This window comes from Pseudomonas sp. URMO17WK12:I7 (assembly GCF_003269045.1).
Classification (GTDB): Bacteria; Pseudomonadota; Gammaproteobacteria; order Pseudomonadales; family Pseudomonadaceae; genus Aquipseudomonas; species Aquipseudomonas putida_J.
Genome location: NZ_QLTL01000006.1, coordinates 217,858 through 231,665, shown reverse-complemented (window position 1 = coordinate 231,665; position 13,808 = coordinate 217,858). Strand labels below are relative to the sequence as shown.

General features: G+C 64.8%; 15 protein-coding genes. 2 read left to right on the top strand and 13 right to left on the bottom strand.

What is annotated here, in order from left to right:
- Positions 1-186 precede the first annotated feature (186 nt).
- The 11 genes from paaE to paaF form a co-directional block, all read right to left on the bottom strand.
- Positions 187-1,263 carry a 1,2-phenylacetyl-CoA epoxidase subunit PaaE gene (paaE, locus tag H040_RS10550; protein WP_027917360.1) on the bottom strand — a complete coding sequence of 359 codons (1,077 nt, stop codon included), beginning with the start codon at positions 1,261-1,263 and terminating at the stop codon, positions 187-189.
- Positions 1,264-1,278: 15 nt separating this feature from the next.
- Positions 1,279-1,812 carry a 1,2-phenylacetyl-CoA epoxidase subunit PaaD gene (gene paaD / locus H040_RS10545; RefSeq protein WP_027917359.1) on the bottom strand — a complete coding sequence of 178 codons (534 nt, stop codon included), beginning with the start codon at positions 1,810-1,812 and terminating at the stop codon, positions 1,279-1,281.
- Positions 1,799-2,557 carry a 1,2-phenylacetyl-CoA epoxidase subunit PaaC gene (gene paaC / locus H040_RS10540; protein ID WP_027917358.1) on the bottom strand — a complete coding sequence of 253 codons (759 nt, stop codon included), beginning with the start codon at positions 2,555-2,557 and terminating at the stop codon, positions 1,799-1,801. Before paaC ends, paaD begins: the two co-directional genes overlap by 14 nt.
- Positions 2,558-2,565: 8 nt before the next feature.
- Positions 2,566-2,847: a 1,2-phenylacetyl-CoA epoxidase subunit PaaB gene (gene paaB / locus H040_RS10535; RefSeq protein WP_004374528.1), complete on the bottom strand. Its 282-nt coding sequence runs from the start codon at positions 2,845-2,847 to the stop codon at positions 2,566-2,568.
- A 25-nt stretch (positions 2,848-2,872) separates the two neighbouring features.
- The gene (gene paaA, locus H040_RS10530; protein ID WP_027917357.1) at positions 2,873-3,862 is read right to left on the bottom strand and encodes a 1,2-phenylacetyl-CoA epoxidase subunit PaaA; all 990 of its coding nucleotides are present in this window, start codon (positions 3,860-3,862) and stop codon (positions 2,873-2,875) included.
- Positions 3,863-4,135: 273 nt separating this feature from the next.
- Positions 4,136-5,455: a phenylacetate--CoA ligase PaaK gene (paaK, locus tag H040_RS10525; protein WP_027917356.1), complete on the bottom strand. Its 1,320-nt coding sequence runs from the start codon at positions 5,453-5,455 to the stop codon at positions 4,136-4,138.
- 124 nt (positions 5,456-5,579) lie between these two features.
- Entirely contained in the window at positions 5,580-6,800 is a 1,221-nt protein-coding gene (gene pcaF, locus H040_RS10520) for a 3-oxoadipyl-CoA thiolase (RefSeq protein ID WP_027917355.1), read from the bottom strand.
- Positions 6,793-7,248 carry a hydroxyphenylacetyl-CoA thioesterase PaaI gene (paaI, locus tag H040_RS10515; protein ID WP_027917354.1) on the bottom strand — a complete coding sequence of 152 codons (456 nt, stop codon included), beginning with the start codon at positions 7,246-7,248 and terminating at the stop codon, positions 6,793-6,795. The genes pcaF and paaI overlap by 8 nt, the downstream gene beginning before the upstream one ends.
- A complete protein-coding gene (gene paaH / locus H040_RS10510; protein ID WP_027917353.1) occupies positions 7,241-8,758 on the bottom strand; it encodes a 3-hydroxyacyl-CoA dehydrogenase PaaH in 1,518 nt (505 codons plus the stop codon). The genes paaI and paaH overlap by 8 nt, the downstream gene beginning before the upstream one ends.
- 2 nt (positions 8,759-8,760) lie before the next feature.
- The gene (gene paaG / locus H040_RS10505) at positions 8,761-9,552 is read right to left on the bottom strand and encodes a 2-(1,2-epoxy-1,2-dihydrophenyl)acetyl-CoA isomerase PaaG (protein WP_027917352.1); all 792 of its coding nucleotides are present in this window, start codon (positions 9,550-9,552) and stop codon (positions 8,761-8,763) included.
- 38 nt (positions 9,553-9,590) lie between these two features.
- On the bottom strand, positions 9,591-10,364 hold the full coding sequence (paaF, locus tag H040_RS10500; RefSeq protein WP_027917351.1) for a 2,3-dehydroadipyl-CoA hydratase PaaF: 774 nt from the start codon (positions 10,362-10,364) through the stop codon (positions 9,591-9,593).
- Positions 10,365-10,643: 279 nt separating this feature from the next.
- On the opposite strand from paaF, the gene paaY reads away from it, so the two are divergent.
- The gene (paaY, locus tag H040_RS10495) at positions 10,644-11,243 is read left to right on the top strand and encodes a phenylacetic acid degradation protein PaaY (RefSeq protein WP_027917350.1); all 600 of its coding nucleotides are present in this window, start codon (positions 10,644-10,646) and stop codon (positions 11,241-11,243) included.
- A gap of 77 nt (positions 11,244-11,320) precedes the next feature.
- Positions 11,321-12,244 (top strand): phenylacetic acid degradation operon negative regulatory protein PaaX, encoded by a 924-nt coding sequence (gene paaX, locus H040_RS10490; RefSeq protein WP_177326672.1) that lies wholly within the window; start codon positions 11,321-11,323, stop codon positions 12,242-12,244.
- 6 nt (positions 12,245-12,250) lie between these two features.
- Here the strand turns inward: paaX and H040_RS10485 are convergent, their stop codons facing one another.
- Positions 12,251-13,045 carry an ABC transporter permease gene (locus tag H040_RS10485; protein ID WP_027917348.1) on the bottom strand — a complete coding sequence of 265 codons (795 nt, stop codon included), beginning with the start codon at positions 13,043-13,045 and terminating at the stop codon, positions 12,251-12,253.
- Complete coding sequence (locus H040_RS10480; RefSeq protein WP_027917347.1) at positions 13,042-13,737, bottom strand: ABC transporter ATP-binding protein; 696 nt, start codon at positions 13,735-13,737, stop codon at positions 13,042-13,044. The genes H040_RS10485 and H040_RS10480 overlap by 4 nt, the downstream gene beginning before the upstream one ends.
- Positions 13,738-13,808 lie beyond the last annotated feature (71 nt).

The window sequence follows — 13,808 nt, the reverse complement described above, 5'->3', positions numbered from 1 at the left end:
CGCGGGTGTTGCTTGGGGGTAGTGCAAAGCAAGGCTTTTGTAGGCGCGGCCTTGTGTCGCGAAAGGGCTGCGTAGCAGCCCCGGCAACCTGTGATCAGGGCCGAGATCCCGGGGCCGCGCTGCGGCCCTTTCGCGACCCAAGGCCGCTCCTACAGCGACCGCGTTTTCGGTCCCATGCAATTTTTTTCAGAGCTGGTCGAAGTCGAGCACCACCTTGTCGCTCACCGGGTAGGTCTGGCACGACAGCACATACCCGGCCGCCACTTCGTAGTCCTCCAGGGCATGGTTGCTGTCCATCTCCACCTCGCCCTCGACCACCCGGCATTTGCAGGTCGAACACACGCCGGCCTTGCACGAGTAGGGCAGTTCGGCGCCGATGGCGTTACCGGCATCCAGCACGTTCTGGGTGTTGCGCGGCAGGTCGAAGCTCAGCGCGCGGCCGTCGCTGATCACGGTGATGTGGCTGAGCGCCGAATCCACCTGCCGTGCGGCCTCGCGGGCTTCGCGACGGGCTTCGTTGCCGGCGACAGCGAACAGTTCGAAGTGGATGCGCTCCTTGGCCATGCCGTTGGCCTGCAGGCTGTCGCGCACGGTCTCGGTCATCGCCTGGGGGCCGCAAATGAACGCGGCATCGAGGCTGGCCACGTCCATCCAGCGCGAGAACAACTGGCCGCACTTGTCGGCATCGATGCGGCCGTTGTACAGGTCGACATCCTGCTGCTCGCGGCTGAACACGAAAATCAGGTTGAGGCGGTCCAGGTAACGGTTCTTCAGGTCTTCGAGCGTGTCGCGAAACAGCGCCCCGGAACTGGAGCGGTTGCCGTACAGCAGGGTGAAACGGCTGTGGGGTTCGCTGGCCAGGGTGGTGGCGATGATCGACAGGATCGGCGTGATGCCGCTGCCGGCGGCCACACCCAGGTAGTTGCCCTGGCGCGCCGGGTCCAGCGGCACGAAAAAGCTGCCCGATGGCGGCATCACGTCCAGCTGCTGGCCGGCCTTGAGCACTTCGTTGGCAAAGGCCGAGAAGCGCCCGCCGGGCACCCGCTTGACGGCCACCCGCAGCTCGCCATCCTGCACGGCACTGCAGATGGAGTAGGAGCGGCGGACTTCTTCGTCGTCCAGTTGGGTGCGCATCACCAGGTACTGGCCCTGGGTGAAGCGGAAGGCTTCTTGAAGGTCTGCCGGCACCTCGAAGGCGATTGAAACAGCGTCACGGGTTTCGTTGCGCACTTGCTTGATGGTCAGGCTGTGAAACTGGCTCATGGTGGTCTCCACGGCTCAAATGCATTTGAAATAGTCGAACGGCTCCAGGCATTCGCGGCAGCGATACAACGCCTTGCAGGCCGTGGAGCCGAACTGGCTGAGCAATTCGGTTTGCTGGCTGCCGCATTGCGGGCAGCATACTTGCGGGGCTTCGCCGAGCAGGCTGCGCTTGCTGGCGCTGCCTTGCGGCGGGGCGATGCCATAGGCGCGCAGGCGGTCGCGGCCCCGTTCGCTGATCCAGTCGGTGCTCCAGGCCGGGGTCAGCCTGCGCTCCAGGTCCGGTGCGGCGAACCCGGCCAGTTCCAGCGCCCGGCGAATGTCACCCTCGATCACCTCGGTGGCCGGGCAGCCGGAGTAGGTCGGCGTGACTACAAGGTGCAGGTGGCCGGCACGCCAGCCCAGGTCGCGCACTATCCCTAAGTCGACCACGCTGACCACGGGCACTTCCGGGTCCATGACCTGGCCGAGTACCTCCCAGGCCCGCGCCAGGTCGTGGCTTTGCTGTGCGCGGGCGCCGCGGTCGCCGGCAATCAGCTCACCAGGTTGCATCGGGGTAGGCCCTTGGCAGGAACTGCATCTCGGCCAGCAGCAGGCCCAGGTGCTCGGTGTGCAAGCCTTGGCGGCCGCTCAGGTAAAAGTGGCTGGCGGCCTTGGGCAGCGGCAGTTCGACCGAGTCGAAGATCGCGCTTACCTGCTTCAGCCAGGCTGCACCCACCGTGGCCGGGTCGGCGGCGATCCCCGCCTGGGCCAGTTGCACTTCGTTGTCGCTGCCGGCGCTGAGCTCGACGGTGAAGCGCCACAGGGTCGGGATCGCGTCGAGCATGCGCCGGCGGCTTTCTTCGGTGCCGCCACCCAGGCGCTGTACCCACTCGCCGGAACGGCGCAGGTGATAGGTCACTTCTTTCAGGGCCTTGGCGGCAATCCCTGCGATGCGCTCATCACGCGATTCGACCAGGCCCTGCAGCACGGCGTAGTGCCAGGCGTCGTAGAGAAACTGCTTGGCCATGGTCACGGCGAAGTCGCCATTGGGCTGCTCGACCAGCAGCAGGTTGCGGAACGCGCGCTCGTCGCGGCGAAACGCCAGGGCATCGGCGTCGCGGCCGTCGTCGAGCAACTCGGCGGCGTATTCCAGCCAGTTGCGTGCCTGGCCGACCAGGTCCAGGCCGACGTTCATCAACGCCAGCTCTTCTTCAATGGCCGGCGCGTGGCCGCACCACTCGCACAGGCGCTGGCCCTGGATCAGGGCGCTGTCGCCGAGCAGCAGCAAATACGGGATCAGATCGTGCTTGTGCATGGCCAACCTCACATGTGCCCGACTTCGTCGGGCAGTTCGTAGAAGCTGGCATGGCGGTAGACCTTGTCGTCCGAAGGGGCGAACAGCGGGTCTTTCTCGTCAGGCGAGGAGGCGGTGATCAGTGCCGATGGCACCACCCACAGGCTCACACCTTCGCTGCGCCGGGTGTACAGCTCGCGGGCGTTCTCGATGGCCATGGCGGCGTCGGCGGCATGCACGCTGCCGACATGCTTGTGGTTAAGGCCGTGCTTGCTGCGCACGAACACTTCGTAGAGGGTCCAGACAGACATTTTCGATCTCCGCATCAATCGCCGCTCAGGCGGCGTTCTTGTTCTGTTGCTTGCGTGCATAGGCCACGGCTGCTTCGCGCACCCAGGCGCCATCCTCGATGGCCTTGCGCCGGGTGGCGACGCGTTCCTGGTTGCACGGGCCGTTGCCCTTGATCACTTCGTAGAACTCGTCCCACTGGATCTCGCCGAAGTCGTAGTGGCCGCGCTCGGCATTCCACTTCAGGTGCGGGTCGGGGGCGGTGCAGCCGAGCAGCTCGAGCTGGGGCACGGTCTGGTCGATGAAGCGCTGGCGCAGCTCGTCGTTGGTCTGGCGCTTGATCTTCCAGGCCATCGACTGGGCGCTGTTGGGGGAATGCTCGTCGCTTGGGCCGAACATCATCAGCGCCGGCCACCAGAGGCGGTTGATGGCGTCCTGGACCATGTCCTTCTGCGCCTGAGTGCCGTCGCGCATCATGGTCAGCAGCAGCTCGTAGCCTTGGCGCTGGTGGAAGCTCTCTTCCTTGCAGATACGGATCATGGCGCGGGAGTAGGGGCCATACGAGGTGCGCTGCAGCACCACCTGGTTGACGATGGCGGCGCCATCGACCAGCCAGCCCACTGCACCCATGTCGGCCCAGCTCAGGGTCGGGTAGTTGAAGATGCTCGAATACTTGGCCTTGCCGCTGTGCAGCTTGGCGATTTCTTCGTCGCGGTCGGCGCCGAGGGTTTCCATGGCGCTGTACAGGTACAGGCCGTGGCCGGCTTCGTCCTGGATCTTGGCCATCAGCTGCAGCTTGCGCTTGAGGCTGGGGGCGCGGGTGACCCAGTTGCCTTCGGGCAGCATGCCGACGATTTCCGAATGGGCGTGCTGGGAGATCTGCCGGATGAGGGTCTGGCGGTAGGCCTCGGGCATCCAGTTCTTGGCTTCGATCTTGATTTCGGCGTCGATCTTCTCCTGGAAGTTGCGCTCTTCGGGCGACATCTCTTCCAGCGCCTTGACACGCTTGACTCCGGTTTCCACTAGCTGTGCGTACATGTTCCGACTCCTGCTAAGGCATGAGTCATTTGTAAGCGATACAAAACATAACGTCAAACAGTTTTATGTGTATCAAATAAGATTTGTGTATCGCTTTGCTGGCCATGGGGCTGCTGTGCAGCCCTTTCGCGACGCAAGGCCGCTCCTACAGGGGGGAATGCGGTCGCTTGTAGGAGCGGCCTTGCGTCGCGAAAGGGGCGCAAAGCGCCCCCGGCAATCTCGCAGGCAAAAAAAAGCCCCGGACCATGCCGGGGCACAAAGGCAGCCGATGACTCAGCTGGCCAACCGTTTGTCGAACACATGGCAAGCCTTGCCTTCGGAACGCTTCAGCGTGCCGCAAGGCTGTAGGTGCACCTGGGTGCTGATGCCGATGTAGGTCTTGATCTGCTTGCTCAGCTCCCCGACAACCAGCTTGCGCTGCGTTTCATCGAGGTGCTGGCACTCCGCACGCAATTCCACATGCACCTCGACACTGTCCAGGTTGCCATTGCGATACAGATAAATCTCATAAAGCTCTGAAAGCTGTTTTATTTTCAATACCTGCTCCTCGATCTGCGTCGGGAACACGTTTACCCCACGGATGATCAGCATGTCGTCACTGCGCCCGGTGATCTTGCCGATGCGCCGCATCGGCCGCGCCGTGCCCGGCAGCAGGCGGGTGAGGTCGCGGGTGCGGTAGCGCACCATCGGCAGTGCCTCCTTGCTCAGCGAGGTGAACACCAGCTCGCCGAGCTGCCCGTCTGGCAGCACCAGGCCGGTCACCGGGTCGATGATTTCAGGGTAGAAGTGGTCCTCCCAGATGGTCGGGCCATCCTTGGTCTCGAGGCACTCCATGGCAACGCCCGGGCCCATGATCTCGGACAGGCCATAGATGTCCAGGGCATCGATCCCCAGGCGTTGCTCGATGGAGCGGCGCAGCTCGTCGGTCCAGGGCTCGGCACCGAAGATGCCCAGGCGCAGCTTCAGGTCATGCGGGTCGATGCCCTGGCGTTCGATCTCGTCGGCGAGGTTGAGCATGTACGAAGGCGTGACCATGATGATGTCGGGCTGGAAGTCGCGGATCAGCTGCACCTGCTTCTCGGTCTGGCCGCCGGACATGGGGATGACCGTGCAGCCCAGGCGTTCGGCACCGTAGTGGGCGCCCAGGCCGCCGGTGAACAGGCCATAGCCGTAGGACACATGCACCTTGTCGCCCTTGCGCCCGCCGGCAGCGCGGATAGAGCGGGCAACCACGTTGGCCCAGGTGTCGATGTCATTCTGGGTATAACCGACCACTGTCGGCTTGCCGGTGGTGCCGCTTGACGCATGCAGGCGCACCACCTCTTCCTGGGGCACGGCAAACATGCCATAGGGGTAGTTGTCGCGCAGGTCGTTCTTGCCGGTGAAGGGGAACTTGGCCAGGTCGTCGAGGGATTTCAGGTCGTCAGGGTGGGCGCCGCACTCGTCGAAACGCTTGCGGTACAGCGGCACGTTGGCATAGGCGTGCTTAAGGCTCCAGCGCAGCCGCTCCAGCTGGTGCTGGCGCAGGGCGTCGATACTGGCGGTTTCCATCGGGTCCAGCAGGGCACGATCGGCATCATGGTACATGTTCATGGCTTCACTCGAATTGTTCTTGTACGTCGGCCGCAGGCGTTGGCCAAGCAGCTTACCGTGAGTGTCATGGACGCAGCATAACGGGCGGCGTCGCGTTCGGTAACAAGCCGATGGTCTGAACCGCTCAGAGGCGTTCTATGACCATCGCAATGCCTTGGCCAACGCCGATGCACAGGGTGCACAGGGCGTAGCGGCCATGGGTTTGCTCCAGCTCGTGCAGGGCAGTGGTAACCAGCCGTGCGCCGCTCATACCCAGCGGGTGGCCCAGGGCGATGGCACCGCCGTTGGGGTTGACCCGCGGGTCGTCGTCGGCCAGGCCCAACTCGCGCAGAACCGCAAGCCCCTGCGCGGCGAAGGCTTCGTTGAGTTCGATGACGTCCATGTCGGCCAGTGCCAGGCCGGTCAGTTCCAGCACCTTGCGGGTTGCTGGCACCGGGCCGATGCCCATGATGCGTGGCTCGACCCCGGCAACCGCCATGCCGACGATCCGGCCACGGGCCTTGAGGCCATGGCGGCGGGCAGCATCGCTGCTGGCCAGCAACAGGGCACAGGCGCCGTCGTTGACGCCGGAGGCATTGCCGGCGGTGACGCTGCCGCCCTGGCGGAACGGCGTGCCGAGCCTGGCCAACTGGTCCAGGGTGGTTCCGGCACGCGGGTGTTCGTCCTGCTCGACACGCAGGGCCGGGCCTTTGCGCTGGGCGATTTCCACCGGCACGATCTCCCGCGCCAAGCGGCCATTGGCCTGGGCCGCCGCTGCCTTGTGCTGGCTGCGCAAGGCAAAGGCATCCTGGTCGGCGCGGGAGATGCCGTACTGTTCAGCGACGTTCTCTGCCGTTTCCGGCATCGAGTCGATACCGTAGGCGTCCTCCATGAGTTTGTTGACGAAACGCCAGCCGATGGTGGTGTCGAACAGCTCGGCGCTGCGGCCAAACGCTTGCTCGGACTTACCCATGACGAACGGTGCACGCGACATCGACTCGACGCCCCCGGCCAGCATCAGCCCGGCTTCGCCGCAACGCAGGGCACGGGCGGCATTGCCGATGGCGTCCAGGCCCGAACCGCACAGGCGGTTGATCGTGGTGCCGGGCACACTGATCGGCAGCCCGGCGAGCAGGCCAGCCATGCGCGCGACGTTACGGTTGTCTTCACCGGCCTGGTTGGCGCAGCCGAGGATCACGTCGTCGATGGCCTGCCAGTCCAGTTCCGGGTGGCGTTCGACCAGGGCCTTGATCGGCACGGCGGCCAGGTCGTCGGCACGCACGCGGCTCAGGGCGCCGCCGTAACGGCCGATCGGTGTACGCACGGCATCGATGATCAGGGCATCGAGGGGCTTGGCTTCAGTCATCTTGGGTCTCCTGCGCGAGCACCGTGCCGCGCACTTGGTAGGCTTTACCGCGGAACAGGGCAATCAGCTCGCCGCGCTGGTTCTGGATACGCACGTCGTACAGGCCGGTGCGGCCTGTGCGGCTGAGCTCGGTGGCATCTGCACTGAGCAGGTCGCCAGCCAGCGCCGGGGCGACATAGTCGATGCTGCAGCCTTGGGCGACCGTGGCCTTGTCATGGCTGTTGCAGGCAAAGGCGAAGGCCGAGTCGGCCAGGGCGAACAGGAAGCCGCCATGGCAGGTGCCGTGGCCCTGGAGCATGTCGGCGCGCACTGGCATGCTCAGGCGTGCCCGGCCCGGGCCGACGTCGAGCAAGGTGATGCCCAGGCCTTGGGTGGCCTGGTCGCGGGAGTACATTGCGTCGGCACAGGCCTGGGCCAGCTCCTCTGCATTACGTTGCAGGTCAGTCATGCAGGTTCGCTCCTTGTTCGGCGCTGCGCCGCAGCAGCAGGGAAGGCCGGTAGCGGCTTTCGCCGTAACTGGCCTGCAGGTTTTCCAGCACGCGCAGGGTGTAATCCACCCCCAGCTGCTCGGCCCAGGCCAGCGGGCCACGCGGGTAATTGACCCCGGCGCACATGGCCAGGTCGATGTCGGCCGCGCTGCCGACGCCCTGCAACACCGCATCGGCCGCTTCGTTGGCGAGCATGGCCACGGTGCGCAGCACCACCAGGCCGGGCAGGTCGGCGATAGCGGTCACTTTCAGGCCGGCGCGCTGCAGCAGCGCCACTGCCTGGTCGCGTGCCTGGGCAGTGGTGTCGGCAGACCAGCTGATGGCGATACGTGTGGCGGCTTGGTAATCCAGCGCGAGGTCGACCAGCACCAGATTGCGCAGGCCATCCTCACGGGCGCGTTGGCTGGCCAGGCGGCCGTCGGACAGGGCCAGGGTGGCGTCACCAGTGCGCAGCAGGCCGTTGCCCGCGCGCTCGGTGATGGCCAGGCCGCTGTCGCGCAAGCGCGCCAGCAACGGCTGCAAGGCGCCCAGGTGGCCTTCGGCCACGCAGCATTGGGCGCTTGCCGGGCTGTGCAGCTCGGCCGCCGGCGGGCGTTCTGCGCCATCGGCATAGCTATAGAAGCCTTGGCCACTCTTGCGCCCCATGCGCCCGGCATCCACCAGCTCTTTTTGCACCAGTGAAGGCTGGAAGCGGAAGTCACCGTAGAACGCTTCGAAGACCGAGCAGGTAACGGCGTAGTTGACGTCATGGCCGATCAGGTCGGTCAGTTCGAATGCACCCATGCGAAAGCCGCCAGCATCGCGCAGCAGCGCATCCAGTGTTGCGCAATCGGCGGCGCCTTCCTGCAGCAACCGCAGGCTTTCGGCATAGAACGGCCGGGCCACGCGGTTGACGATGAAACCGGGGGTAGAGCGCGTGTGCACAGGCTTCTTGCCCCAGGCTTTGGCGGTGTCATAGAGCGTGCTGGCGATGCCGGGCTCGGTCGCCAGGCCGGAAACGATTTCAACCAGCGCCATCAGCGGCGCCGGGTTGAAGAAGTGCATGCCGACCACCCGTTGTGGCCGTTGCAGCCCTGCCGCGAGGCTGGTGATCGACAGTGACGAGGTGTTGCTGGCGAGGATGCAGTCCTGCCCGCACAGGTCTTCCAGCTGCCGTAGCAACTGCTGCTTGATCGACAGGTTCTCGACGATGGCCTCGATCACCAACTTCGCATCGGCGAGGGTTTCGATCGATTCGACTGGCTGCAGGCGCGCGGTAATGGCTTCACGTGCTTCTGGCAGCAGCTTGCCCTTTTCTACCAAGCGCGCGAGCTGGCGGTCGATGGCGTCTACGGCCTGGGCGGCGGCGCCAGGGCGGTTGTCATAGAGTTTTACCGGGTGACCGGCATGGGCGGCGACCTGGGCAATACCAGCCCCCATGGCGCCAGCGCCGATGACCGCCACCAGAGCGTTATTGCTGAGTGCGCTCATGGTCAACGCCCTTTGAATGCCGGTGTGCGCTTGTTCATGAAGGCGCTGACGCCTTCACGGTAGTCTTCGCTGCGCCCGGCCAGCCGTTGCAGGTCGCGTTCAAGCTCCAGCTGCTGGTCAAAGCCGTTGTCGAAGCTGGCGTTTAGGCTGCGCTTGATCAGCGCCAGGCCGTAAGTCGGCTGGCTGGCCAGGTGGCGGGCGAGGGCAAGGGCCTCGTCGCGCAGTTCGGCATCGTCGACCACACGGTGGATCAGGCCCCAGCGCTCGGCCTGTTCTGCGCTCAGGCGTTCGCCGAGCATGGCCAGCGCTTTGGCTCGCGCCATGCCGACCAGGCGTGGCAGCAGCCAGGTACCGCCGGAGTCCGGCACCAGGCCGATCTTGCAGAATGCCTGGATGAAACTTGCCGAGCGGGCGGCCAGCACCAGGTCGCAGGCCAGCGGGATATTGGCGCCGGCACCGGCGGCCACACCATTGACGGCGCAGATGACTGGCAGCGGCAAGTCGCGCAGGGTGCGCACCAGCGGGTTGTAGAACATGTCGATGGACTCGCCCAGGTCGGGCATTGCCACGCCCGGCGCGACGTTGCGGTCGGACAGGTCCTGGCCGGCGCAGAAGCCGCGGCCTTCGCCGGTCAGCAGCAGGACCCGCGCCGTGCTGCTCTGGCGTACCAGCTTGAGGGCCTCGCGCACTTCCAGGTGCATCTGCGTGTTGAAGCTGTTTAGCTGCTCGGGGCGGTTCAGCGCGAGGAAGGCCACGCCGTCCTCGATGGAGAACACAATGTGCTCGAAAGTCATGACGGACTCGCTCGATCAGTCGATGGGAAGTGGGCGGCTCAGCAACCTTTGAACTGCGCCGGGCGTTTTTCCTGGAAGGCGCGAATGCCTTCGTCACGGTCTGCAGTGCCGGCCAGCACAGTGAATGCATGGCGCTCGAAGCGCAGGCCGCTGGCAAGGTCGCTGTCGCCAGCCTTGAGCAGGGCCTCCTTGGCCAGGCGCACCGCCAGCGGTGCCTTGGCGGCGATACTGCGGGCGACCTGCAGCGCACGCTCGACGGCCAGTTCAGGCTGGGTGATTTCGCTGATCAGGCCGGCCTGCAGGGCGTGGCGGGCCGTGATTGCCTCGCCGGTCAGCACCATCTGCATGGCCAGAGGCTTGCCAACGGCGCGCAGCAACCGCTGGGTACCACCGGCGCCCGGCATGATCCCGAGGTTGATCTCTGGCTGGCCGAAGCGGGCGTCATCGCCGGCGATCACGATGTCGGCACACATCACCAGCTCGCAGCCGCCACCCAGGGCGTAGCCGTTGACGGCAGCGATCAAGGGCTTGGCGAAAGCTGCGATGCGTTGCCAGTGGGCGACGCGAGGGTCACTGAGGATGCCGACCAGGTCACGCTCGGCCATTTCGCGGATATCGGCACCGGCGGCAAAGGCCCTGCGGCTGCCGGTAATGACCACGGCGCGGGTGAGTGGGTCGGCATCCGCATCGGTGAGCGCTGCCGCAAGCTCTGCCAGTAATTTGGTACACAGGGCGTTGAGCGCTTCCGGGCGTTGCAGGGTGAGCAGGCGAACGCCGTGTTCAGGGGCCTGCACATCGATGAAACGAGGCATGTCGGGGTCCTCAGGCTGCTCGCACGGCACTTCAGGTGGCCGGCATTTATTGGAATTGTCTGCAGGGGCAGCGGGGAACCTGCCCAGGTGCGATCAGTATAAGCATCATGCGATACAACATTGCAATAGCAATTGTGTTTTTATGTATCTCGTTATATTTTGTTTGTTACCGGTATTTCGCTGGATAGCCCAAATTTAGCTGGGTTGGTCGTGGTCGATCGCGCACGCAATTGCGATACACGAAAAAGCACAATTGACGAATGATTGCGGAGAATAGACATGCCTTGCTATCGGCTCGACGGCCTCACCCCTGTGGTCGACCCTACTGCGTACGTGCACCCGAGCGCGGTACTCATCGGTGATGTCATTGTCGGCCCGCGCTGTTATGTAGGCCCGCTGGCATCGCTGCGCGGCGATTTTGGGCGCATCGTGCTGGAAGAAGGGGCGAACCTGCAGGACACCTGCGTCATGCATGGCTTCCCGGGTGGCGATACGGTGATCGAGCGCAACGGCCATGTCGGCCATGGCGCGGTGCTGCATGGCTGCCGCGTGGGTGAGGATGCGCTGGTCGGCATGAATGCCGTGGTCATGGACGGCGCGCACATAGCCCCACGCTGCATCGTCGGCGCCACGGCCTTTGTCAAAGCGGGCTTCGAGTGCCCCGAACAGAGCCTGGTGATGGGCGCGCCGGCGCAGGTCAAGCGCCCGTTGACCGAGCAGGAGCTGAGCTGGAAGCAGCGCGGCACTGCCGAGTACCAGCGCCTGAGCCAACGCTGCATGGCGACCATGGTGGAATGCCCACCGCTGAGCGCAGCCGAAGCACAGCGCCCGCGCATGGGTGACGGCGGCTTCAGGCCCAAGGGCGAGGCGGGCGCATGAACCTGCCGGCGTCGCGCCATGGTCAGGCGACCCGTCGCACAGGTATAGTCGGTGCTTTCAATGCGCGCAGTTCGTCCATGAGCAACCTCGTTCCGCTGAACAACCTGATCACCCGCTTCCAGGAGCAGACCCCGATCCGCGCCAGTTCGCTGATCATCACCCTCTACGGTGATGCCATCGAACCCCATGGCGGCACGGTCTGGTTGGGCAGTCTGATCAACCTGCTGGAGCCGATCGGCATCAACGAGCGGCTGATCCGCACCTCGATCTTCCGCCTGACCAAGGAAGACTGGCTGACTGCCGAGAAGGTGGGGCGCCGTAGCTACTACAGCCTGACCGGCACCGGGCGGCGGCGTTTCGAAAAGGCCTTCAAGCGTGTCTATAGCCCGAGCCAGCCCGCCTGGGATGGCGCCTGGACGCTGGTGTTGCTGTCCCAGCTGGAAGCCGGCAAGCGCAAGGCCGTGCGCGAAGAGCTGGAATGGCAAGGCTTTGGTGCCATGGCGCCGAACCTCTTGGGCTGCCCGAGGGCTGATCGCGGCGATCTGGCCGCCACTTTGCGCGAGCTGGAAGCCAGTGACGACAGCATCGTCTTCGAAACCCATACCCAGGAAGTGCTGGCATCCAAGGCGATGCGTGCACAGGTGCGGGAGAGCTGGCGCATCGATGAGCTTGGCCAGCAGTACAGCGAGTTCATCCAGCTGTTCCGGCCGCTGTGGCAGAGCTTGAAAGAACAGGACGAGCTCGATGCCCAGGATTGCTTCCTGGCGCGAACCTTGTTGATCCATGAGTACCGCCGCTTGCTGCTGCGCGACCCGCAGCTGCCGGACGAACTGCTGCCCGGTGACTGGGAAGGCCGCGCAGCCCGCCAGCTGTGCCGCAACCTGTATCGCCTGGTCTGGGCCAAGGCGGAAACCTGGCTAAACAGCGCCCTTGAAACCGCCGACGGGCCCTTGCCCGATGTCAATGAAAGCTTCTACAAGCGCTTTGGCGGCCTGGCCTGAGCGCGTTCAGCCGCGCCTGCCCAGCTTGTGCGCCATGAACTGATGAGCCGGTGAAAACAGCCGGTTGAAGGTCAGCAGCACGGCACACACCGTGCCCAGTGCCGACGCTGCGGCAATCAGGAACATGATCACGATCTGGTAACGCACGGCGTCCCCAGGCGCCTGCCCGGCCAATATCTGCCCGGTCATCATGCCCGGCAGGCTGACGATACCCACCACCGACATCTGGTTCAGCGTTGGCATCATGCCGGCTTTCAACGCCTGGCTCGCTGCGGCGCGGGCCGCCTCCCAGCGCGTGCCGCCGAGCGACAGGACCATGTCCACGACCGGGCGCTGGGCGCTTAGCTCACGAGTCATGCGGTCGATGCCCAGGGCAACGGCGGTGAGGGTATTGCCAAGGATCATGCCAAGGATGGGAATGGCGTATTGCGGCTCGTACCAGGGGCGCACACGCAGCACCACGAACAGGCCGATGGCGGTGACCAGCCACGAACTCAGCCCGACCGACAGCACGCTGTCGGCCACCAGGCCCCGATGCCGATGCTGGCCCCTGCCGGCCGCCGAATAGCCGGCGATCAGGGTCATGCTGAGCATCAGCGGCAGCACGATGTACCACTGGGCATGCTGGAACACCCAGCCGAGGATGTAGCCAATGGCCAACAGCTGAGTGATGGTACGCAGTGACGCCCAGAGCAACTGGCGCTCCAGTTGCAGCTTCAGCAGCAGTGACAGCAGGCCGTTGACCAGAATCAGCGCAGCGGCAATCGCCACGTCGGTGTAGGCAAGGTTGTGATAGTTCATTTCAGCAAGGTGCCTTGGTGCATGGTCAATGTGCGCGTACTGATGCGCTGGGCTTGAGCGTGGTCGTGAGTGATCCACAAGAAGGCGCGACTATCGGGCGATTCTTCGAGCCAGTTCATGACCAGCGCCTCTGCTGCAGCCACCGATTGCGGGTCGAGCGCCGAAGTCGGCTCGTCGAGCAACAGCACCTGGGGTGACAACAGTAGCGCCCGGACCAGGGCAACCAGCTGCGCCTCGCCCCCGGACAGGTCGAAAGCGGCCTTGTCGGCAAAGCCGGGTGGCTTGCCGGCCAGTTCCAGCAGGCGCACCGCCAGGGCTGCATCGAAGCGGCGGTGGCGGTTGTGCTTGAGCGTGAAGGCTAGCCGCAGGTTGTCCATGACACTGCCCTCCACCAGCGCGGCGCGTTGAGTCAGGTAGCAGGCGCGGGCGCGAAAGTTCGGTATCAGGGGTGGGGTCAGCGGTTCGCCCAGCCACAGCACTTCACCTGAGCTGGGGGCATCCAGCAGGGCCAGGGTGCGCAGCAGGACGCTCTTGCCCGAACCTGATGCGCCAATCAGGGCTACGCGCTCGCCAGTATGCAGGGAGAAGTCGGTCGGTGCCAGCAAGGTGGCCTGGCTCGGCAGATCTACGCGGCCCAGTTGCCTGGCTTCAAGCAAAACGGCTTCGGCATGAAAGTTCTGCAAGCCTTTCAATAGCAGTGTTCCTTGACGTCGAGTGGGAAAACGACATTTTAAACAGCGCAGGCTTGAGGTCAGGTTTTTTT

Excerpts from the sequence above, each read along its gene's own strand:
- paaE (WP_027917360.1), bottom strand. The coding sequence starts at position 1,263 with ATGAGCCAGTTTCACAGCCTGACCATCAAGCAAGTGCGCAACGAAACC.
- paaA (WP_027917357.1), bottom strand. The coding sequence starts at position 3,862 with ATGTACGCACAGCTAGTGGAAACCGGAGTCAAGCGTGTCAAGGCGCTG.
- paaB (WP_004374528.1), bottom strand. The coding sequence starts at position 2,847 with ATGTCTGTCTGGACCCTCTACGAAGTGTTCGTGCGCAGCAAGCACGGC.
- paaY (WP_027917350.1), top strand. The coding sequence starts at position 10,644 with ATGCCTTGCTATCGGCTCGACGGCCTCACCCCTGTGGTCGACCCTACT.
- paaH (WP_027917353.1), bottom strand. The coding sequence starts at position 8,758 with ATGAGCGCACTCAGCAATAACGCTCTGGTGGCGGTCATCGGCGCTGGC.
- paaG (WP_027917352.1), bottom strand. The coding sequence starts at position 9,552 with ATGACTTTCGAGCACATTGTGTTCTCCATCGAGGACGGCGTGGCCTTC.
- paaK (WP_027917356.1), bottom strand. The coding sequence starts at position 5,455 with ATGAACATGTACCATGATGCCGATCGTGCCCTGCTGGACCCGATGGAA.
- paaD (WP_027917359.1), bottom strand. The coding sequence starts at position 1,812 with ATGCAACCTGGTGAGCTGATTGCCGGCGACCGCGGCGCCCGCGCACAG.
- H040_RS10485 (WP_027917348.1), bottom strand. The coding sequence starts at position 13,045 with ATGAACTATCACAACCTTGCCTACACCGACGTGGCGATTGCCGCTGCG.
- paaI (WP_027917354.1), bottom strand. The coding sequence starts at position 7,248 with ATGACTGACCTGCAACGTAATGCAGAGGAGCTGGCCCAGGCCTGTGCC.
- paaF (WP_027917351.1), bottom strand. The coding sequence starts at position 10,364 with ATGCCTCGTTTCATCGATGTGCAGGCCCCTGAACACGGCGTTCGCCTG.
- pcaF (WP_027917355.1), bottom strand. The coding sequence starts at position 6,800 with ATGACTGAAGCCAAGCCCCTCGATGCCCTGATCATCGATGCCGTGCGT.
- paaC (WP_027917358.1), bottom strand. The coding sequence starts at position 2,557 with ATGCACAAGCACGATCTGATCCCGTATTTGCTGCTGCTCGGCGACAGC.
- paaX (WP_177326672.1), top strand. The coding sequence starts at position 11,321 with ATGAGCAACCTCGTTCCGCTGAACAACCTGATCACCCGCTTCCAGGAG.